Annotated in this window: 19 protein-coding genes; 11 read left to right on the top strand and 8 right to left on the bottom strand. The window is 33.9% G+C overall.

Annotation, left to right across the window (positions count from 1 at the left end; translation table 11 throughout):
- The 5 genes from F3G70_RS06955 to F3G70_RS06935 form a co-directional block, all read right to left on the bottom strand.
- Positions 1-852, bottom strand: coding sequence for an ABC transporter permease (locus F3G70_RS06955; RefSeq protein ID WP_149731979.1), 852 nt, complete (start codon positions 850-852; stop codon positions 1-3).
- Positions 845-1,840: an ABC transporter permease gene (locus F3G70_RS06950; protein ID WP_149732012.1), complete on the bottom strand. Its 996-nt coding sequence runs from the start codon at positions 1,838-1,840 to the stop codon at positions 845-847. The genes F3G70_RS06955 and F3G70_RS06950 overlap by 8 nt, the downstream gene beginning before the upstream one ends.
- Positions 1,841-1,908: 68 nt before the next feature.
- Positions 1,909-3,510: an ABC transporter substrate-binding protein gene (locus F3G70_RS06945; RefSeq protein WP_149731978.1), complete on the bottom strand. Its 1,602-nt coding sequence runs from the start codon at positions 3,508-3,510 to the stop codon at positions 1,909-1,911.
- A 176-nt stretch (positions 3,511-3,686) separates the two neighbouring features.
- Positions 3,687-6,149, bottom strand: coding sequence for an ATP-binding cassette domain-containing protein (locus F3G70_RS06940; RefSeq protein ID WP_149731977.1), 2,463 nt, complete (start codon positions 6,147-6,149; stop codon positions 3,687-3,689).
- 114 nt (positions 6,150-6,263) lie between these two features.
- Positions 6,264-7,085 carry a 4Fe-4S binding protein gene (locus F3G70_RS06935; RefSeq protein WP_223166037.1) on the bottom strand — a complete coding sequence of 274 codons (822 nt, stop codon included), beginning with the start codon at positions 7,083-7,085 and terminating at the stop codon, positions 6,264-6,266.
- Positions 7,086-7,197: 112 nt separating this feature from the next.
- On the opposite strand from F3G70_RS06935, the gene F3G70_RS06930 reads away from it, so the two are divergent.
- The 8 genes from F3G70_RS06930 (at position 7,198) to F3G70_RS06895 (ending at position 14,311) form a co-directional block, all read left to right on the top strand.
- Complete coding sequence (locus F3G70_RS06930) at positions 7,198-7,920, top strand: hypothetical protein (protein WP_149731976.1); 723 nt, start codon at positions 7,198-7,200, stop codon at positions 7,918-7,920.
- Between the two features lie 12 nt (positions 7,921-7,932).
- The gene (locus F3G70_RS06925) at positions 7,933-8,196 is read left to right on the top strand and encodes a helix-turn-helix domain-containing protein (RefSeq protein WP_149731975.1); all 264 of its coding nucleotides are present in this window, start codon (positions 7,933-7,935) and stop codon (positions 8,194-8,196) included.
- Between the two features lie 153 nt (positions 8,197-8,349).
- Positions 8,350-9,312, top strand: a complete 963-nt coding sequence (locus F3G70_RS06920; protein ID WP_149731974.1) for a phosphatase PAP2 family protein — start codon at positions 8,350-8,352, stop codon at positions 9,310-9,312.
- A gap of 211 nt (positions 9,313-9,523) precedes the next feature.
- Positions 9,524-10,480 (top strand): hypothetical protein, encoded by a 957-nt coding sequence (locus F3G70_RS06915; RefSeq protein WP_149731973.1) that lies wholly within the window; start codon positions 9,524-9,526, stop codon positions 10,478-10,480.
- A 129-nt stretch (positions 10,481-10,609) separates the two neighbouring features.
- On the top strand, positions 10,610-11,500 hold the full coding sequence (locus tag F3G70_RS06910; RefSeq protein ID WP_149731972.1) for an HIRAN domain-containing protein: 891 nt from the start codon (positions 10,610-10,612) through the stop codon (positions 11,498-11,500).
- 10 nt (positions 11,501-11,510) lie between these two features.
- Positions 11,511-12,767, top strand: a complete 1,257-nt coding sequence (locus tag F3G70_RS06905; protein WP_188118108.1) for an exodeoxyribonuclease III — start codon at positions 11,511-11,513, stop codon at positions 12,765-12,767.
- 14 nt (positions 12,768-12,781) lie between these two features.
- On the top strand, positions 12,782-13,606 hold the full coding sequence (locus tag F3G70_RS06900) for an SseB family protein (protein ID WP_149731970.1): 825 nt from the start codon (positions 12,782-12,784) through the stop codon (positions 13,604-13,606).
- A gap of 9 nt (positions 13,607-13,615) precedes the next feature.
- A complete protein-coding gene (locus tag F3G70_RS06895) occupies positions 13,616-14,311 on the top strand; it encodes an endonuclease/exonuclease/phosphatase family protein (RefSeq protein WP_149731969.1) in 696 nt (231 codons plus the stop codon).
- Positions 14,312-14,384: 73 nt separating this feature from the next.
- Here F3G70_RS06895 and F3G70_RS06890 read toward each other — a convergent pair whose 3' ends face one another.
- Positions 14,385-16,382, bottom strand: coding sequence for a DUF2971 domain-containing protein (locus F3G70_RS06890; RefSeq protein WP_188118107.1), 1,998 nt, complete (start codon positions 16,380-16,382; stop codon positions 14,385-14,387).
- 167 nt (positions 16,383-16,549) lie between these two features.
- On the opposite strand from F3G70_RS06890, the gene F3G70_RS06885 reads away from it, so the two are divergent.
- The 3 genes from F3G70_RS06885 to F3G70_RS06875 all read left to right on the top strand — a co-directional run bounded on the left by F3G70_RS06885 (position 16,550) and on the right by F3G70_RS06875 (position 19,783).
- On the top strand, positions 16,550-18,367 hold the full coding sequence (locus F3G70_RS06885) for a TOPRIM nucleotidyl transferase/hydrolase domain-containing protein (RefSeq protein WP_149731967.1): 1,818 nt from the start codon (positions 16,550-16,552) through the stop codon (positions 18,365-18,367).
- 120 nt (positions 18,368-18,487) lie between these two features.
- Positions 18,488-19,372: a DUF2971 domain-containing protein gene (locus F3G70_RS06880; RefSeq protein WP_149731966.1), complete on the top strand. Its 885-nt coding sequence runs from the start codon at positions 18,488-18,490 to the stop codon at positions 19,370-19,372.
- Between the two features lie 159 nt (positions 19,373-19,531).
- The gene (locus F3G70_RS06875; RefSeq protein WP_149731965.1) at positions 19,532-19,783 is read left to right on the top strand and encodes a hypothetical protein; all 252 of its coding nucleotides are present in this window, start codon (positions 19,532-19,534) and stop codon (positions 19,781-19,783) included.
- 218 nt (positions 19,784-20,001) lie between these two features.
- Here the strand turns inward: F3G70_RS06875 and F3G70_RS06870 are convergent, their stop codons facing one another.
- Positions 20,002-20,982 (bottom strand): hypothetical protein, encoded by a 981-nt coding sequence (locus F3G70_RS06870; protein WP_149731964.1) that lies wholly within the window; start codon positions 20,980-20,982, stop codon positions 20,002-20,004.
- Positions 20,982-22,805: a DUF4365 domain-containing protein gene (locus tag F3G70_RS06865; RefSeq protein WP_149731963.1), complete on the bottom strand. Its 1,824-nt coding sequence runs from the start codon at positions 22,803-22,805 to the stop codon at positions 20,982-20,984. The genes F3G70_RS06870 and F3G70_RS06865 overlap by 1 nt, the downstream gene beginning before the upstream one ends.
- Positions 22,806-22,807 lie beyond the last annotated feature (2 nt).

The raw sequence follows: 22,807 nt of genomic DNA, 5'->3' as shown, positions 1-22,807 counted from the left end.
CTATTTGTTCGCCTCTGATGGGTCTACCAGGCGTTTAAGGTTATCTCCGATGATATCGAATAATAACACTACAATCAACAGTGAAATTCCAGGGAAGAATGCAAGCCACCATGCGCCCATTGCAAGGTATTTCATTGACTCTGAAAGAATTATACCGATTGCAGGCTCGTGTGGTGAAAGACCGAATCCTAAGAAAGTTACGCTTGACTCGTGCATGATTGCGTGAGGGAATACTAATAATGTTCCGACGAATATCTGTGAAAGTATCAGAGGCAAGATGTGCTCTTTTGCTATCCAGAGCTTGCTTTTTCCGAACTTTCTTGAAAGCATTACGTATTCGGACGTGTTAATCTGAAGCACTTCGGCTCTTAAAACTCTTGTGAGGTTTACCCAGTGTGAAAACGCAACTGCCATCGTCACACCGAATGCGCCTTTTCCTAAAGCGATGGAAATCATCATGATTAACAGGATATGCGGAATTGAAGCGAATAAATCGATAAGCCATGAGACGAAGGTGTCGCAGTACTTGTTGAAGCTTGCAACGAATGCCAAAATGGTTGCGATTATGCTTGAAATTATTGAAGCTCCAAGACCTATCATGATACTTAAGCTCAATCCCTTAAGGGTTCTTATGAACATGTCCCTTCCCATCCAGTCGGTTCCGAAGATGTGCTCAAAGGAAGGAGGCTGCATCTTGATTGAAAAGTCCGTAGGCAGGTTTGCGTCAATGAGGTATCCGCAGATGAAAATCACTAAAAGCAGTATTGACGTAAGGGCGATTGTCAGAAGGGTCTTCTGCCTTAAGTTTAGGGAACTGAAAATTCCCCTGTTGTACCATGGCATTTCACTCATCGTTCTCACTCCTTATTCTTGGGTCAACGTACTCGTATATGACGTCTGCAAGAAGGTTACCTACAAATACGAATGTTGCGCTTATCAGAACTATTCCTAAAAGCAAAGGAACGTCTGATCGTAATCCGGCCGCAACCGTTGCCTGTCCGATTCCCGGATATGCGAATACCTGTTCAACGAGGATTGTTCCTCCGAAAAGTTCGTTGAATGACATGAACTGAACGGTGATTGCCGGAATCAGAATGTTTCTTATACCGTGATTTTTAATGATTCCCCAGAAGCTTTCCCCTCTTGCCTGTGAGAATAAAAAGTAATCGCTTTTTTTAACGCTGATTAATTTATCTCTGGTGTACATGGTAAGGGAAGCTATTCCAACGATACTTAAGGTAAATGCCGGAAGTATGAGCCTGTAAAGCCACTGCCAGAACGTTACCGTATCGGACAGCTGTCCTATTGGAACCGAAAGTCCTATCGGGAACCATCTCAGATATACTGAAAAAACCATCAGGATTACTAAACCGATCCAGAAGGTCGGTGAGGACTGCAGAATGTAGCAGTAAGTTTTGATTGCCTTGTCGATAATTGTTCCTTCCTTGGCTCCTGCAATCACTCCCAGGCCGAATCCTACAACTGCTGAAATTACCCAGGATACAAGCATTAAGGTAAATGATGCGGTGAACTTCTGAATGATTACTTCGGTTACGGGAGCCCTGTAAATTAATGAGAATCCCATGCTTCCGGAAGCAAGTGTCTGAAGCCAGCCCATTACCCTTTCGCCAAGTGAAAGGTTAGTTCCCCAGTATTCGCCGACGATGGCCAGCTGTTCCTGTGAGACAAGCCTCTGTCCGAGATATGCCTTTACAGGGTCAATCGGGGACAGCTGAATCATGATAAAACTTATTGCTGCAATGACTATTAACAAGATTAGCAATCTGATAGCTTTTAATCCTAAAAATTTAGCTAGTCTTTTGCCGTTAATTTTAATCATCTCGCATAATTTCAATTAAAAAAAAGAAAAAAAATAAAATGATTAATTTTAAATCATTTTACTTGAATTTATTTTTCTATACGTTTCCAGTCGTAGATATTACCCCAGATGTCTCCACCGTGAGGATAGATGAGGTGGGTTGAGTTGGAGATATCTAACGTATCGTTAACGAAGTATGTGTAGTCAACAGTTCCTACCCAGAGGAATGGATAGTGTGAAGTTGCGGACTGTGCAACTCCTGACCCGGTTGAGTATGATGCATCAAGGGCCTGTGCCTTTGCTGCGTCGATTCCTGCGTCAACTGCTGAGTCGTTTAAAGCTTCAGGGTTGTCGTAACCGGTACATGCTACTCTTGAGTCGTACTGGTGTTCGAGTTCGATTGGGTCAGCTGAACCGAATCCCCATACAACACCCTGTGAGTATTTGTTAGGGTCGATGTCGTCCCAGCTTCCTCCGACAGCTTCGATGTCGATACCGATTTCTTTAGCCTGTTCAGCTACTGCAACTGCAATTGCCTGTCTTTCGGATGCTTTTGCGTTGTAGTATACTGTGAATTTAGCAGGAGTTCCGTTTTTCTCGACTATTCCGTCACCGTTGGTGTCGTTCCATCCTGCTTCAGCGAGGATTTGTTTTGCTTTGTCAACGTCACCGTCTGTGAATGGTGCTTCAAAGGACCATGCGAGCTGGTTAGCGACACCGGTGTATGAAACGTTACCGAATCCGTTTAAAGCTCCTTCGAGCAATTTGGTTCTGTTTACACCGACGTTAAGTGCTTCCCTGATTGCAGGGTCTCCGGTTACGTTGTTACCTATGGTTACGTTGTCTTCGCTTACGTTACCGGTATTCATTTGAGTAGGCAGTGATATACCACGTACGTCAATTGAGTCGAAGTATTCCATGTGGAATCCGTTAATGGTTTCGTTTGCGTATGCAACAGGCACTTCAGCAATGTCAACGTCTCCGTTTTTGACTGCTGCGAATGCTGCGTCAGGGTCTAGGAAGAGGTTGGTTATTTTAGTGAAGTAAGGTTTTTCGCCGTAGTAGTCATCGTTGATTTCAAGGATGAACTGTTGTCCTTTGTCCCATTGAGCCAGTTTATAAGGTCCTGATCCGATTGGGTTTTTACCGTAGTTGTCAGCGTCATATCCTTTTTCAGGAACGATTCCGACGTCAGTGAGTTTGTTGACGAAAGTGGAATCCGGTTTTTCCAAAGTGAAAATGACTTTGGTGTCTCCGTCAGCCTTAACTTCTTTTAGGGAACTTAAGTCAGCGCCTTCTCCCAGCTCTTTACTTTTGTTGTAGGAGAATGCTACGTCGCCTGCGGTCAGTTTGGAACCGTCAGTGAATTTTACGTCTCCGCGAATGTCCACTACATACTCAGTGAAGTTGTCATTCGCAGTGTAGTTCGTTGCCAAATCGTTTACGAAAGTGTTATTTGCATCTCTTTTTAAAAGAGTACTCTGAATAAGAGGTTCCGTACCTGAATCGTGGTATCCCCATCCGTGCATTGGGTCAAAACCGTATTCAGGTTCTTCACCGTGAGCAGCTACACATGCAACCAATTCGTTAGGTGCATGCTTGGATGTGCCGGTTCCTCCTAAAGCTATTGCAGCTATTGCGACTATTGCGATAACAGCCACGACTGCACCGATTAAGATTTTTTTATCCATTTAATAATTCTCCATTTATGTTATTAATTTTCTAAATTTTATTATTAAATTAGGTAATACATTTTTTAAAAAAGATATTACAATAGTTAATATATAATTATTTTATATTTAAATATTGCTAAATTTGCCTTAATTTATGTGAATGGTGACAGTTGTTTAATTTTTTAAGCTGGTGTTTACTTCAGATTTTTTTCTTTGAGGTACTTTCCGGTGAGGCTCTTTTTGCAGGCAATGGTGTCTTTGAGGCTTCCCTCTGCAAGAATTTCGCCTGCAAGATAGTTTTCATCGATTCCGATGTCTATGATATAATCCGCATTAGAAATGAGGTCAAGATCATGCTCTATAACTATTATTGTTGCTCCATTATCAATCAGGTGGTCAAAAACGTCAATGAGAACTCTGACGTCGAGCGGGTGAAGGCCAATTGTAGGCTCGTCGAAAATGAATACAGAATTTTTCTGTGACTTTCCGATTTCTGAAGCCAGCTTGAGCCTCTGGGCTTCGCCTCCCGAAAGGCTTGGCGTTGCTTCGCCCAATGTAAGATATCCAAGACCTAAATCAGATAGCTTCTGGAGTTTTGATGTTGCCTTATTCAATCCTGATATGAATTCCAGGGCTTCATCAATAGTGAGCGTCATGATATCCGCCAATGAGAGATTGTTGTATCGTGTCTTTTCGATGTCCTTGTTGTATCTGGTTCCCCCGCAGTCCGGACAAGTCATCTCAACGTCCGGAAGGAACTGAACATCCATGGAAACGCTTCCCGTGCCGTTGCAGGTTTCACACCTTAAGCAACCGGTATTGTATGAAAAGTCTGCGGTTTTATACTCATCGGAGAGTTTGGAAAATTCCCTTCTCAAGTCATCCAGTACCTTTGAGTATGTTGCAACTGTGCTTCTCACGTTTTTTCCGATAGGCACGCTGTCAATCAGTTCAATTTTATTGATGTTGTCGCATTCGATGTCTGTAACATTATCGGGAAGTTCCTCTTCGTTAATGACTGCCTTTAGCGCTGGATAAAGAGATTCCAAAAGCAAGGTTGTCTTTCCGCTTCCGGAAACTCCGCTTACAACAGTCAGTTTGCCTTTAGGAATTTTAACGTCCATTGCCTTTACGTTATGGATTTCTGATGTTTTTATTTTAATGAATCCGTTTTCGAAAACGTCACCTGATTTGTCTCTTATTATGATGTCTGCTTTATTTGTTAAAAACGGCGCAATCTGTGATGATTCATTTTTCATGATTTCTTTCAGTGAACCCTGGGCTATTACATTTCCTCCGTCGGCTCCGGCTTTCGGACCCATTTCAATCATATGGTCGGCTATTTTAAGAATTCTTGTGTCATGGTCAACCAGGATGATTGAGTTTCCGTCATCAACAAGCCTTCTGATTACTTTAATCAATCCGTCCACGTTGTCCGGATGAAGGCCGATTGACGGTTCGTCCAAAACGTACAGGACTCCTGTTGTGCGGTTTCTTAATGTCTTTGCAAGCTGGACTCTCTGCAATTCGCCTGTGGATAATGTGTTTGAAGGCCTGTCAAGTGAAATGTAGCCAAGACCCAAATCCAGAAGTATTTCTGCGTTGTCTGTGAACTCCTCTGCGATATCTTCAGCCATCTTTTTCATTTCATCGGGCAAATCATTTAATACCCCTTCAATCCATGATGTCAAATCTTTTAAGGTCATTTTGCAGGCTTCGGATATATTGATTCCGCCCAAAAGGGTCTGCCTTGCCTTTTCATTAAGCCTTGTTCCATTGCAGTCATCGCACTGCTTTGTTTTAAGGAACTTGTTGATTTTGGTCAGTCCCTTTTCGCTTTTGGCGTTTTTCAATGCCTCTTCGATTGCCCTGTGGGCGTTTCTGTATGCCGCATTGAGCTCAAATAGCTTCCCGTTTTTTGACGGTATGTTGATGTACCTTTTGACCTCAGGGCCATTGTAGACGATATCCTTTTCCGCATCGGTTAATTTATTAAATGGAACATTTACCCTGACTCCGAGCTCTCCTGCGACATGATACATCCATGAAATCCCGAACTGGTTCCATGCCGCAACGGCCCCTTCCTCAAGCGTTTTTGTCTCATCCGGAACAAGCTTTGAGGTGTCAACGTCCATGATGTATCCTGTTCCGCCGCATGAATGGCATGCCCCGTCTGAGTTGAATGCGTATTCCTCTGCTCCAAGGCCGTAGAACTCCTCGCCGCACTCATGGCACTTGATAGGAAGTTCACGGGCAACGTTGAGCGTTGCATCCTGCATGTGGCCGTTCGAACAGAAATAGTTACCGCATCTTGAATACAAAAGCCTTAAAGAATTTAAAAGCTCGGTTGAGGTTCCGAAAGTGCTTCTGATATTAGGAATGCTGGGACGCTGATGGAGCGCAAGGGAGGCCGGAACGTACTGTATCGAGTCGACCTGTGCCTTTTTTGACTGGGAAATCCTTCTTCGGGTATAAGTTGAGAGGGCGTCAAGGTATCTTCTTGATCCTTCACTGTATAAAACGCCGAGTGCAAGGGAGGATTTGCCGCTTCCCGAAACCCCGCTTATCGCTACAATCTTTCCCAAAGGAATGTCCAAATCAATGTTTTTAAGGTTATGCACCTTTGCTCCCCGAAGAATTATCATGTCCCTGTACATGGTATTATCTTTGAATCAACATTCTAATATACTGTTTGAATTGAATGTTGCTCACTTTTTTTAAAACCGGTTAAGATAAATTCTAATCATCAACCGGCCAATATCTGATTTGAACTATAGTTTCAATGCGTCCTTTGAGCATGCGTGAACGCAGTTAAGGCATAATATGCATTCAGTTGCGTTTTCTCTTTTTCTTGAATTGTCTAGCATGTCAACGTCCATCGGGCATGATTTGATGCATTTGCCGCAGTCAACGCAGAGGTCTTCATCAACTTTCACCCTTAAAAGTGCAAAATAGCTGAAAATCTTCAAAAACACGGTTATCGGACAGACGTATTTGCAGAATGCCCTGTTATCCTTAAGCTTATATGCCAATATGATTCCGATGATATAATAGGCTAAATTTCCGGCAATGAAAAGATAGTATATTATCAAATCCGGATTGGATATCTTTAAAATGAATATTGAAGAGACAACACACAATATCACAAGAAACAGCACGTATCTTATATATCCCCAGTTTTTCCTCGGGTTTTGTGGGGTCTTATATGGAAGCAGATCAAGCACCATCGCCGTCCAGCACGCATATCCGCACCATCCACGGCCAAAGAGAAGCGGTCCAAGAATCTTTGCAATTAAAAAGTGAATTACTGCCGCTTCAAAAACACCTAAAAACAGATAATACCAAAATCCGCTCATGGATAAGTTTTCATGACCTAAGATTCCGAGATAAAAAAACAGATAGCTTCCGACAGCCAGCATTATAATGTTTCTTGCGTATCTGTTGTTTTTGGCCATGAAATAGAGTCCGATGGAAATGGCGGATCCTATATAGAGGAAATTGAAAATGAAAAAGGTATTTGAAGTGACGAGATAGATTACTAAAGCTATTAAAATAAATACTGCTTCCATTATTATTGGTGTTTTGATGTTCACTTTAACTCCTCCGTGTAAATATATGTGCAATCGTAATATTTAATGTCTGCCGTCTTGGGGAGCTGATAAATAATTAAAAGTTTATTTACTAAAAGGAATTAATATTAAACTAATGTTTTCAAGAAAAAATAAATTGGTTTTCATATTGATTATCATTGGAGTTGGGCTTTTTGTCCATCTCAATGTCGTGGTGCACCAGGATGCAACGGTTGATAACGCAACGGCAGTGACGCGCGAGCTTGTAGGAAACGATTCCACAGGCTCAGTCGAGGTTATCAAAAACATAGGAAATACCTCTGGCGAAAAGATAGCATACGTTGTGGGAGTGCATCCTCTGGAAAATGATACGCACCGGACTCTGCTGAATCTGCTTCCGAAAACGGAAAACCTGAGCTACTGCTATGACATTTACGTCATCAACGTTTCCGAGGATTTCAGCGCCTACGGTCAATTATCACCTGATGACCAGCCGGGAAGGCAGGCAGGACAGGAGCTTGCATACAACTACGTTTATCCTCAGGTAGTAAACGGAAGCTATAAATTATGCGTTGACGTTCACGCCCACGGTGGAGTGTATGCTTATGATACATTCGTTTTCTGCGCGCTGGACGGAATGCCTGGCGAGTCCTACGGGCGAAACGTGTCTTCAATGACTAAAAACGTTTCCTATTACAATCCATACTTCACGACAAGCGAAACCTATCTGACAGACCCGCTGAACCAGAACGGGGTTCCGGCATTTTACTATGAGGAAAACAGCTATATAGACCAGAAAATCAAGGACCTGCATATGGCGGAGCTTATCCATGCGGTTGACAACTTGAAATTCAAATAAGGTGTTTTGATTATGGAACTTAATGAAATGAAAAGCGAAATCAAATACGTGAATCAGTCAAAGTACAGGAAGAAGGTATTTGAGGCCCTTGAGGGATATCCCAGGATGCCTTCAGAGATTGCCAAAAAGGCGGATATCGTACCGAATCACGTATCCGTAACCCTAAAGCAATTGAAAAAGCATGACCTGGTTGAATGCATGAATCCGGAAATGAGAAAAGGCCGTTTGTACCGCTTAACCGAAAAGGGCGAAAGCGTCAGGGACAATATGGAATAATCATACTTGATTTTTTCAAAAAATTGCCTCTTTTTTTATAATTCTATTGTTGAACCTCCCCTACTTTTTAGAGGTCGGGAAGGTTCAAGTATACAAAGCCAAACTTTTTTAAAAGATGATGGACATATAATATGTATAAGATGGTGAGTTTTGATGTTTACGAGTGGTTTTTTGTTGTTTCTTCAAGGATTGCGTGAAGCCTCCGGAGGCTTTCTTGACCAGTTTTTCATGCAGTGTACTGAATTTGGAAATATTCATATAATACTCTTTTTAATAGGAATTATTTACTGGGTCTATGACAAGAAATTCGGCGAATACCTCCTGGTATCCTTGGCATTTTCACGTATCTTAAACAGTTTCATCAAGCTTACATCATGCGTATATCGCCCGTGGGTGAAATATCCTAAAATTCATCCTTTCGAAGGAGCCTTAAAGGATGCGACCGGATATTCGTTGCCGAGCGGACATGCAACCTCTTCGGGAGTTTTGTTTCTTGGAATATCTCTGAAGGGAAACTTCACAAAATGGTTTAAGGTTTTATCAGTAATCTGTCTGTTTCTGATTTGTTTTTCCCGCTGCTACCTTGGAGTGCACACCTTATTGGATATAGTTGTTGGATTGATAGTTGCCCTTGTGGCACTTCTTGTTGTCGCAAAGCTGTTTGACAGATTTGGGGACAATCCAAATTTCGATTTGATTTTGCTGGTTGGGGGAATAGTATTTTCAGTTTTGCTTATAGTCTATGCCACATTCAAGTCATATCCGATGGATTATGATGCCGCAGGTAAACTGATAGTTGATCCGGTAAAAATGGCTGTTGAGGGGTATAAGGATGCCGGATTCTGTTTGGGCATACTGATTTCATGGGTTATCGAGAGGAGATTTATTAACTTTTCATGCGAAGGACCGATTGGGCGCAGAATCTTAAGGGTCGGTGGAGCTTATATCGGCTATCTGATACTTATGAAGATTTTATATCCACTGATTAAAAGCGCTTTCACACCGCAGATTTCAAACTTTTTGAATTTCTTCATGTTTCCGTTCTTCGTGATTCTACTTGTGCCGGCAGTCATTAAGTTCTTCCAGAACAGGAATGAAGATGTTTATGCTGAGTGAACTCTCCGCAATGATAATTGATTTCTCGTATGATGCTTGACTTTAGCCTTGATTAAAGGAAAGTTTGATTCATAACCATGATTTTAATTATCTGACTTTTACGTTAACTTCAATGCTTTTCTAAATTTAATCTGATTTTGGAATGTGATGTATCTGAAAAGCAATTTATTATGGAAATTGTTATTAACTTGTTAATATATACATATTCAATATGAGAGAATGGCAAGTAGGCGACCCTGCAGGGGACGGAAACGACATCGGTGTTCCGGATTTAAAATATATGCGTTATCTGGATGACGATGAAGACGATGAAGATGACGTTATAGACGATTTCAATGGTGACATGAACCGGGCAATGTGGAAACACAAAAACGAAGACTATGACGACGCATTCTATTCGTTTAAGCTGGCTTTAAAGGATTATGCGAGAATGAATCGCCGTGAAAGGTCCTGGGCGAGACATCGCTTCGATGAGTACTTTGTGGTTGATTTGTGCTGCTGGAAAGTGAACCAGCTGGACGATGACTTTGATGATGCGTTGGGAATAATCAAACGCTTCAATATGAATATTAAAGTATGTGCGGATTGCAATCGGGCATATCCTTCAGATTACGACTACTGCACAGAATGCGGAAAGGACCTTAATCAGACACCGAATAAATCCCCCGAAGAGCTTGCAGAGGAAATTCCCTCAATCCTTCGAAAATACGTTTTGGATGATGCAAAGATTGCAGAGCTGACTTCAAGATCACTTTATCTTATGAAATCAAACGACTCCAGGATTGTAGAGATTTCAGGAGGCTTTGAGGAACTCTATTTCATATTTGAAAAGGAACATAAGTACTTCAAGACGATTTACAGATGCATCTATGCGCCGTATGCAAGCGGCAGGATTTTTGACGACGTTGAAGTCACCCATGACCATGAAAAGCTTCATGCTGCAGAATCTTTCAAGAAACTGGTTAAAGACACCGAAATGAAAACCGGCTTTACATACAGGAACTCCGACGGAGGATACGACATTGCCCTTGATGACAACCGCTATGACTTTGTATTCACCGACAAGATAAGAGTTTATGTGCGTTTCGATACCGGCGACGGCGGGCTTGCGGTATATGACCTTGATGTGGATAACATGAAGCTGAGCGATGAATATGATTTGTATTGAGGAGTGTTTAAATATGAAATGTCCGTTTTGCAGGGAAAATTAGACCATTATGGCGGTGACGGTGAGTTTTATGATGGATACCATCAGATGGAACCAATTTTAAATTAAAAAAATAATGGGGATAAATATATGGGTAGAAGATGGCAGATAGGTGATCCGGTTGACTATACCAGTGACGGGTGGATGGATGCTCAAAACTGGACTGGAGACCATGTTGTTGAAGAGGAAAAGAGTGAATCAGGCAATTCCGGAAGTGATGAATATTCAAAAATGGCATGGGATTATTATAATGACTTTAAAAGTGAAGAGGCTCTTCATTATATTGATTTATCTCTGGATTTGTATGACAGAAGTTCAAGCAGCTGGAACCTGAAAGGGCTTATTTTAGAGGATTTGAATAGATATGATGAAGCACTGGGGTGTTATGATAAATCACTGCAATTGCATCCGGAGAATGCCGTTTATGACAATAAGGCAAGAACTCTTCTTAAATGGGCAAATGATCTGCTTGATGAATCAAAAAAACTGCCGAACGGATTGGATATGTTAGGAAAAGCCCTGGATAAAATCTTAAAGGCAATTAATACTCTTCCGGGCGAGAATAGTAAGGAAAATCTTGACAGGTATCTTTATAAAAGGGATGAGATTAACTATTATATCAGCTATGAAAAGGAATATCAGAAAAATCTTGAAATTTTAAAATCAAGCGATAAAAATGAATTATTTACGCTCACCGGAACGAAATTTTACGAAAACAGTAAAAAACTTAAACCAGGCATGCCGTTAAAGCTTGTTAAGGAACCCGATAATGAACATGATAATGATGCAATAGCCGTATATCTCAGTGATGAAAAAGTTGGTTATGTGGCAAACAATGACTATACGAAACATGAATTGACGTCATCAGCATCCGAACTGCAGGATAAAATTCCAAATGTTATTCAGGGTGAATATTTATTCTGTTTAAGCCGATACTCATCTATAGAATTCGATATTGTAAAAATAATCAATGATAATTAGGAGGTATCATATGAAAATTATCTCATGGAATGTCAATGGAATAAAGTCCGTATATGAAAGCGGGAACCTAAATGAACTTATCAAAAGCGAAAACCCTGATATATTATGCATTCAGGAAATTAAGACTGAAAATGTACCAAATCTTGACGGGTATGTCCTTTACAGTTATCCCGCCATTAAAAGTTCAAACTTTTATGGAACCGCCATATATAGCAAAACGGAGCCGTTATCTGTTAAAATGGGATTTGATGATGAGGAATTTGACGCTGAAGGAAGAGTTATCCGATTCGAGTTTGAAGGTTTCATCCTCTTTAATGTTTATTCGCCTTCAGGTGCAGGTTCCAAAGAGAAATTAAACCGCAAATACAGATTCTATGATGAATTCAGTGAATATTTCAGAAATTCTGAAAAGCCAGTTATTGTCTGTGGTGACTTTAACAGGATGGCAGCAGAAATTGATGCTAAAAGACCGGAACTTATGAAGAACAAGTCTGGATTCATGCCCGAAGAACAGGATTGGTTCAATGAAATCCTAAAAGAATACATTGATGCATTTCGCAAGTTCCATCCCGAAGGTGACAATTATACTTGGTGGAAGAATAAAAAGCTTAAAGCCGAGAATAGGGGCATAAGGCTTGATTACTTTCTGGTTTCAAAAGCTTTGGGAAAAAATCTCAATGACTGCTACATTATAAAGGACCAAACGGAATTTGATCATGTGCCATTGGTTTTGGACATCAGCTATTGTCGGGTATGTGGGGCTTTAAATAAAAGAGGTAATGAATTCTGTGATTACTGCGGAATCAAACTCTCAGCTGATGATTCAGAAGATCCTATTAATGAGGATAAGGTGGAAATAGATAAGGACAAGATTATCCTTTTGGATTTGAACTATACTTTAATTGCAAATTCTAAAGAGATTTGGAATTATCCTCTGGAGAAGAAAATCAAATCGCAAAGGTATGAAACGGATTTGATTGAACTGATTAAGGACAATTATGTTATTTTGATTACTGCAAGTCCATATAAGCGTTCTCATAAGATTTTAAGGGACATTGTGGAAAAGACAGGTTTTAGTGTAGATGAATCCTATTGGAACTTTGGAGCTCAGCCTCCTCAAGTTAAGAAGTATTGGATGGAAAATGAGGTTATTCCTAAGCATGGGGATGATATGAGTAAGTATTTAGCTATTGAATCCAATCCAAATACTCGAAGAATGTATAAGAAACTTGGAATTGAAGCACGGCCTAAAGGGGATTTTATTTAAGAATGGTGATATAAATGAAAGATGAAATTAAACAAGAAAGCGGAGTCGATAATTCAAGACTGGAAGAATTACTAAAAGAAATGGATGCAGGATTGGTAGAACCTGCAAAAAAAGAAGAATTCTTGAAATTATTTAAAGAATCACAGCTATTCATGCCGATTATATTAAGTGATGAATGGTTAAAAGGAATTGAAGATTCAAAACCTGGTGAAACTAGAACCGTTGGTGAAAACGCAGGATTCAGTATAAATTACCTGAAACTAGAAGGCGATAAAAGAGCGGTTCCTCTTTTTACAAGCACTGAATTAATGGAAAGCACAGGTCTTCAAAGTTCCTGTATTGCATTTTACATGGAGGATTTGGCTGATATGCTAAAGCAGACAGATAAATATTCTCTTGTTGCAATTAATCCATTAACTAATCTTGAAGCCGGAATGCCAATTGATTCATTTTTGAATTTATTTGAAAGTGCGGATGAGGAAGAGGAAGTTATTAAAAATATTTTAGCTATTTTAGAAAAACATTCCGTTGTACTTGAAGAGAATATTTCACTTGTTTTTAGAAGTGACGAAAACTTCATGAAAGAACAGGCAGTAAACGGAATATTTGTACCTCATGTTCCGTTTAGAGCCAGTACAAATCCGGATTTTCAAAAGGAATTAAAATATACTAATATTTTATTGATACCTGAAGGTAAAAGGATACTTTTTGTTGGAAGTGTTGTGGGTGAAGATTCATTTAATACTTTTATTGCACCTCTGACAGAATTTGAAATTGTTGAAGAGGTAGATGAGTTTACTACTGTCTGGAAAATTGGAGCACAGCCATTTTATGAATAAGTGATATATATGAAAATAATTACATGGAATGCCAACGGCAGGTTTTCAGAAAAGTTTCCAGCAATCCTTGAAGAGGATGCTGATATTTATGTAATTCAGGAATGCGAAAATCCATTAACGATTGATTCGGATGATTATGTGGAGTTTGCTTCGAATTATTTCTGGGTTGGTGAAAACCCGATTAAGGGTCTTGGGATATTTGCTAAAAGTGATGTAAAACTGGAATTGGTTGATTTGGACGCCAAGGGACTTAGATATTTCATTCCCGTTAACGTTAATGATGACTTTAACCTTTTAGGAGTTTGGACGAATCCGGATATGGATGGGACAAAAACGGTTCATTATCCAAAAGAGATTACAAAATACTATGAAGAACACAAAGGTTCAGAATTCTTTAATGAAGACATGATTATATGCGGTGATTTCAATTGTGATGCAAGAATAAAGGGTTTACATGCCAAAAATGTCAATGAAGTGATTGAAAAGCTTGCTGAATGCGGTCTTTCAGATTTATATCATCATATAAATAATGAAAAGGAAGGCGAGGAATCACAGGCGACATTTTACATGTACAGGCACTTGGATAAGCCGTTTCATTTAGATCATGTTTTTGCAGCAAAAGATAAGGTAAAGAGCCTGGAAATTGGTGATGCTGAAAAATGGCTTAAGTTAAGTGACCATATGCCTATTATATTTGAAATATAATGAAATATTGGTGAAATAGGGGGTTTTCGATAATATTTACATTTATAATTTCATAGGCTAACTTATGTTATTATTAATCTAAAATTGTATATGGATTAGTTTTAGGATTAAAATACTTCTTATCCACATTTATTTCGATATTTTTTTTATAATTTAAATTTAATTCATCACAACATTCAAAAATGAAATTTGAGATTTGTTGTTTATAATTAATTTTTCCTAAATTTTCAAATAATGCCTTATCTTCATTAGACACTAATTGTAAATCATGTTTGTTTATTGTTAGCGCAAGTCCAGATTTTTCTAATTGAATATCATATGATTTATTGAATAAATTGTCATAATCAAATATGTAGTGGCTTTCTGAATTTAAAAAAATTTCTTGATAATGTAATTCAGTATTATGTTCTATTTTTGCTACCATTAATTTTAATTTTAGATATTCTTCATAACAACTTTCTTCATCAAATTTGCCATTAATATAAAATAAATCAAGCACTCTCTGAATATTATCTAAAATATTGTTTCTAATTAGTTCCTTGTAATCTTTATTTGTGAATGGATGGATTAATTTGGATTCACCAGCAATGTCTTCTTCAATCATTTTAACGTATTTATTTTTTAACTTATAGTTAAATAATTCTCGTTCATAACTCTCTTTTTCTTTATCAGAGAGAATTACATAACGATTATAAAATCTCATAAATAATTTTTCAAAGAAAATCATGTATCTTACAATTTTTTTATTATAAAAATTTGAAATACAATATCCAATCCATTTTTCTAAGTTTTTTTCAATAGATAATCCATCACTTGTTGTTATATGATTAAATGATTTATTATCATATAATTTTATCAAAAATAATAATACATTAGAGTAATAGGGATATAAAACTGGAAAAATGTTATTTTTAAATAATAATTCATCTAAAAAGAACTGTATTTCATCATCTGTTAAATTATTAAAGGAATCAATAATTTTTGAAAACCTTTTTTCTATATCTTCCATTCTTAAAATTGGATAGTAAAAATAATTATGAATCAGTGATTTATATGCCTTATTTTTAATAGATTCCACAATAAACATTTTGTCTTCGAAATTTTTTTCAGAATATTTTAAAATTTCAATTTCATAAAGTTTAGCTTCACATGTATCTTTTTCCATTTGATAAAGTGAGATTTCTCTTTTTTTACAGATATCAAAGATTTTTCGTTTATTTTCACTGTCTATTCTTTTACCTAAATATATGGCAGAAGGTTTTGGTAATTTAAGAAAATAGTTTTCACCAATCTTTAATGCACTTCTTAAAAAAATTTCATGATTGAATAATATTCTCCACTCTTTTTCATAACTCCAATCAGTTTCCTTTTTTAAATATGGATCAAATGCAAGTTTAAACATATGTTCTTTAAAATTAGACAATTCTTCAGTGTAATCATATCCATCTTCATATTTAATTGGATAACAGATATGCATTAAATTTTCATGATCTTTAATATTATATTTTATGCAAATTCCTTTGTTATAATCAGTATAATGAGCCCACATTAATTTTATATCATGATTTTCAGAAAAACAAGTTAAATAAGTGTTTTCTTTACTTGCATCATTTCTCTTTTTGTAAGTATCATCAGATATGTCTAAAAAGAAATTAGATAGATTATCATTAAATTCATTAAATGAAATTTCTGGATTAATAGTAGAATCTGTTTCATAAATTAACTTCATTGTCTCTAAATAAGGATTTTCAGAGTTTTTTATTTGTTCCTTTTGATCATGGTTAAATTTAGTTATTGTCATAAAATAAGGTAAAACATAAGATTTGAATCTATTATAAAGTAGTTCTTTGTTATCATAAAAAATTTCACCCTCATACAAATCATTTAAATTATTAGCATTGGATAAAAATATCAAATCATTTTCCAATAAATCAAAAGTATGTCCCAGTTCATCAATGGACTTATATTTATAAAGAAATTCAGGCATTTTTTGATTTTTTAATTCATATGCTTCTTTAATTTTTTTACCACCTTTAGAATATAATAATTCAAAAAAATTATCTAACCACATATTAACCCACATTAACAATTATGAATAAAAACTTACAAATTAAGAAAACTTATTTTTTCCTTTAAATAATAAATAATTATATTATCTATATTATTACTTAATAATAAAAATAATGATATACAAAAACTATCATAAAATCGAATAGTGACTTTAAAAGGAAATGAAAAATGAATTATGAATTTTTAAAATACTACTTTAAAAAAGAATTGTATGTAGAAAATCCTCCATTAAATATGAAAAATTTCATTGAATTCTGCGATAAAAGAGGGATTAAATTAACACAAGATAAATTAGAAAAATTTGAGAAAAATGGTTGGTTTTATCCAATTTTTAGAGTTAAAGATTTCAAAAACAAACCTCGAAATATTTTCATATCTCTAGATTTCCACCCCGAACATCACAATGATTTTAATAAGCTACTTAATGAAGGATATATTTTTTTACCTCAAGAAAAAGATTTTATGGAATTTTCTAAGTTTTTTGATAAAAAAGCAAGGAAAAGAAAATTTGAATCCTTTTATTCAACTTTTCAAATATGCCATGTAATTGAATTATTAAAATATGATTCTAAAAATAAAAATAATATCTTTTTTGACTCTTATCAAATTTATATCGAAAAATTCATCAACTTATTAATTACTACTCAAATTTACTCCCCCTACGGTAAATCAAATGGCATATATTTTTATCCAAACTATGGAAATACCTATCATGAAAAAATAAAAAAATATAATTTAAACGAAGCATTAGATGTTATTGGCGCTAAAGAAGATGATTTATACAATACTTACTTTGAAATCTGCAATAAATTAGAATACATGTTAGGAAGCCGTTTTGCAATACAATTATGGAAAAATATTGCGTGGGATAAAAAAGATGATTGTAAAGGACCAACAAGATTAGGAATTGAATACTTACAATGGGGAGAAATGCTTAAAGAATGCATCCAGCATCATTTAGGAAGAGAAATTTTTGATGTGGATGAAATAGACATGTCCCCTGAGGATATAAAAAATAATATTCCCTCAAAAGAAACTGGAAGAAGCATCAGAGGATGTAGAAATGAAGATTTTACCAATGAAATCACTGGAGAATATGAATTCAACAACCATCAAAAAAGATTATTTTATCTTGCAAATTATCTCGATCTTAATTATCATCCGAAAGTTGTTGTTTTTGTTGAAGGAAAAACCGAAGAGATAATGCTTCCCATGTTCTTAAAATTTTATGCAATCTCATGTGATAATTTAGGAATTGAAATTATTAATATTGGAGGTGTTTCTAACTTTTATGGAAAAAATATTCGAATTAAAGATGAAAACACCAGAAAATATATGGATAATATTGTAACTAGTTATAAACATTTGATTAATTATAATTTGCATAAATGGCAAGCTTTACCCTATTTTCTAGGAGATGCAGAAAATAAACTTACGGAACGTGTACTTGAGGGGAGAGTTTTTGATTTAAAAGAATTATTTGAAAAATTTGATGGAAGAAACATTAAAGAAATTGAAAAAAAACATCTAGAATCAGGTAAAGAGAAATATGAAAAAATGATTAAGGAATGGTCACATGTTTGGGAATATGATTTTGAATTAGACAATTATACTCCCGAAGAATTGCAAAAAGCCATAAATGAAGTATGTGAAACTAATTTTAGCTTAGAAGAAATTAAAAATATTTATAAACACCCCCAAAATGGTGAAAAGAAAGGACTTAAAAGTTTAGGAGATATTGTTGAAAATAACAAAATACAAATTAACAAAAAAGCTTTTAAAAACCTCATCAAGTATTATAAAGAAACTAAGGATGGGAGCATTTTTGATAAAGATATTTTTAAGGTATTGGATAAAATAATTGGTATGACAATCTTTAATCCACCTCCAATTAATACAAAACACTCCATGAGTAATGTAAGTGAATTGGGAGTATATCTTATGAATGGTAAAGATATTTATAAACGAGATAAATATGAATTATAACATTTTACTATTGGGGTTATTTTTAAAATCGCTTTGATGAAGATAGCCTTGGTTATGTTAGGTCAGATGAAAGTACGACAACATTTTAAAAGCTAAAATTTTAAAAGACATCAAAACAAATTGATAATAAAGGAAGTGAACACTATTTTAAAAAAAAATCTTAATTTACAGTTAGATCAAATCTATTCAATCATACATGAAAGGGAAAAACATATCCCTAAAGAATTATATCAATACCGTTCCATCTATGAAAATGAAAACATCAAATGCAATAAACATGTTGATGCCTTAAAAAATGAAAAAATTTATTTGAGTAACCCTTATAACTTTAACGACCCTTATGATTCTGCTTTTAGCATAGATATTGAAAAATTCAAAGAGGACACCAAAAAAAGTTTAGAACAAAAAATTATTGAACTATACACAGACACCCTAATTAGAAAAGCTGGTATCGACCCAAATATAGTGTCCAATAAAGAAATAATGTATAAAGACATAAATATTGATATGGGTATAATGGATGGCTTTTTAGATGAAAATCAACAATTTTTCTATGATTATTATGTTAAAAATAGAATAAAATTTAAAGTCAGTTGTTTAAGTGAAATTCATGATTCAATTTTAATGTGGTCTCATTATGCAAATCAGCATCAAGGGTTCTGTATTGGATATGACACATCTGAAATTGAAGAAAAAATCAAAAAACAGTTATTTCCTGTTTTCTATCATGAAACATTTTTCCCACTTATAAAGGTTGACAAAACTGATAAAAAATTAAATTTGCTGATTAAATATAAAGACTGGAGATATGAAAGAGAATGGAGATTAATATCTGATGAGAAGTTTTTACCTTTAAAACCTTCTAAAATATATTTAGGTGTTAAATTTAATGAGGAATATCTTGATTATTTCAAAGATATTGCTTGTGAAAAAAATTGTAAGTTATATAGAATGGAGATGAATTATTCAGAATATGCATTAAAAGCTAAAGAAATCAATTTATAGGAGGAGATGTATAAATCTACAGTAACTTATGATGAAATGAAAAGATTAGAATACAATCTTGAAAATGGCCAATGATGGTAAATAAAATTAAATTGATTGATACTAATAAGGAGAGTTATATCGGAAATATGGTAACCACACAACTATGGAAAGAAACAATTGCAAGACAACTATGAGTTTTTTTTTGAAGATATTTCTAATTTCCATAGATATTATTCTTATTTTTTAACAAATGATTTAATTTCTGATTTCAATGAAATTCTAAAAATTTATAATGGAACTAATAATAGATTAGGCCTCATGTTAAATATTAAGGCCACATTTAAAATGGAAGATATAATAAAAATATTTAAACTAGAAAAATTAATTGAATCTTCATTTAAAATAAAAAATGAAATATTAATTTTATGATGAATATTCATTTAACATTGTTTCAACCAGCAATATTTCATGTTTTATTTTTATTTTCAATATTAAATATTTTCTCTAAGTAATTTTATAATGAATTTATCTAAAGTAATGTTCTAAAAATATTCTTCTCTTTAAAAAGTATATGTTTATCTTTGAAAAAATTATTATAAATGCCTAAAATAACTTCTTTATTTTTAAATAACCTTATTTTTATCATTTTAATTATTAAACAAGTCATAGTCAAATGGTAAATTTTTCAATGATAAGTAAATGCCTTTTAATAAATATTTCATAGAATAAATAAATGTAATAAAAAAAGACACAATCATTAATACACAACAATTTGCAATTGTGAAATATTCTCTGTTAAATATATTTATATTGTCTAATGAGGATAAATCCACTGAATTCAAAATGTAAGATAAGATAAACAAACTTGATAAAAAGAACAGGCAGAAGATTGTGGATATGAAATAATATTCGCCAGATTTTAGCATGTTGTTTTTAATTTCTTTTTCCTGTTCGTTAGTTGAGTTTAATGCCATTGCATATGTAAATGATAAAACAGATAATGTTGCACATAATAATGCGAAAGTTAATGCAAACATAGAATAATCGTATTTTGATAAATTAGCAATAATTTTGATAATATCTTCAAAAATGAAATTAAATATAATTGGTATAATCCCAAGAAGAGGCAGTAATGTTTTCATGTTAAAGAAGTTTTCTGCTCTTTTCCGATCATCAGCTTCATATAAAAAAGTATAACCTAAGTAAACGGACATGAAAAAACCATATAATAATGTAGAAATAAATTGAATCATACTTATACTGTAGTTTCTATGAATTAAAACCCCAAAACTAAATGAAACAATTATTATTAGAAAAAATCTTATTAATATTATAAATTTTGAAGTCATATATTTTAAATCAATTTTTGATTTTTTCCTTTGTTTTTCTTCAATATTTAAGTTGTTGTCATTATCAATTCTCTTTAAATCTCGAGTTTCTAAAGAATAAATAATTCGATTATATATTGCTGGAATGAATAATACTATTAATATGCCATAATCAAAATTTGGCAATTTAAAATAATATTTTGTGCATATTCCTAAAATCATGAAAAAATATACAAAGATTAAGAATACAAAAAGGTTATCAAAAACTAAATTTATAATTTTTTTGAAGTATTTTAACATTAATATTCTCCTTTTTGATAATCATAATAATACTTATCTTTTAAAATTTTCTTAAATTCATTAGATTTCACATAAGATTTCTTTTCAAGGTTCCACTCAATATCCTGTGTTGTTTTGTATTTGCAATTGCTACAAAATTCATTATTGAAACTAGCAAAAGCTTTATCTAAATTACAATTTGATTTTATTTTTCCATATTTACAATATAATATTTTTAGTCCTTCAGAATATAATCTTAACTTAGATGGAATCTCATTAGGAACATAACATAATTCTAAATGTATGCAGTTGTCCAATATTCTTTTTGGATTAAGGTCTTTGATTGCTTGTTTTAAATTAATAGTTTCATCATTATTGTTCTTCAAATCAATTCCTTCAATTAATAATAATTTTTCATATAATTCAAGTAAATCATTGTAGGTTATATCCGAAAAATCTTTATTTGGCACTGGCTTGGATATTTGTTCTTTTAAACTTTTTATTAAGTTAATATGGTACTTTACATCATATTGTTTGGCTAATTCTTCATATTCTTCCAGTAATTTTGTAGGATAACAATCTTGTTTAAGGTAATGATAAAGTATTTTGTATTTATAAAATTCGTATTTATAATGAGAAAAATCTGTTGAAACATCTATAATCTTAGAAAATATGACTATTAATTGTTCAATTCTGTTCAACATTAAATTTAAAACATATTTTGTTGTAAAATCATAAGTTATATAAACATGATTAATTAACACACCAAGCAACATCCTCATTAATTCAAGAAACATATATAATTCTTTATTATCCATAATTTTTATTAGATATAATATAAAATTTCCATAAAGTGTGTAAAGTTGGTTATTTTCAATATATATCTTTTTTTTCAAGTATTCCTTAATTTTATTAGAAGAGTTGTTATTTTCGGATATTTTCTGTATTAATAAGTTTTTTTGCAATTCATTTTGCAAAATTAAAGATTGGCTTTCTAGTTTTAGACCGTTAAAATAGTATTCAAAATATGTAATATTATTTTCTATGGATAATTCTAATCCTTCATTGATAAAATGGAATAATTGTTTTTTATTTTCCAAATCACAAAATGAAATTAATGCAGCAATAGAATTTAAATGATGAATTATATTGTCTTTATCATCTTTTGTTTTATTATAAATAGATTGAAAAGATTTTTTAGCATTAATAGAATCATTTTGATTATGTATAAATTCAAAACCAACCCTTGTTTGAGCACTATATATTTCAGAATATTTATTTTTCAAATCTTCAGATTTTTTTATAGGGTCATTTGTTATATTATTAACTTTCCACATAAGTTCTTGAGTTGGAATACCATTTATTAATAAATTACAATATGATGAACCTTCTTCAGCAACTTGCTCTATAATTTTAGAGTTTGAAAAGGTGTTTTTAATTGGTATGTCTACTGTAACAGTTTCTTGTGATTTCCAATTTGGTCTTTTAATGTTTAATTCTTCATTGATATATTTTTGAATAAATAAACAAGAATATTCTTCATTAATAACGTCCACAACTACTAAAAACACTGGTTTGTCCACTTTGTTATAGTAATATTTCAAGTAATCTGTTCTTATTTGGAACTTAACATGATTTCCATGTTTTTTATATTTTTCTGTACCTTTTAGTTGAATTATAAATGAAATATTTGTGGCCTCATCAGTATCCCTATCAAAAACTTGTACGAAATAATCAATACCATAATCTTCGCTAAGTTCTGAAAGAGACCAATTTTTAGGACTTATTTTCATGAGAATAGATTTTGCAGTTGCATCAATTCTATGTTGTTTTGTTCTTTTCAATA

It is taken from the genome of Methanobrevibacter millerae, assembly GCF_900103415.1.
GTDB lineage: Archaea > Methanobacteriota > Methanobacteria > Methanobacteriales > Methanobacteriaceae > Methanocatella > Methanocatella millerae.
The sequence above is the reverse complement of the archived record's forward strand: the minus strand, read 5'-3'. Positions and strand labels throughout refer to the sequence as shown.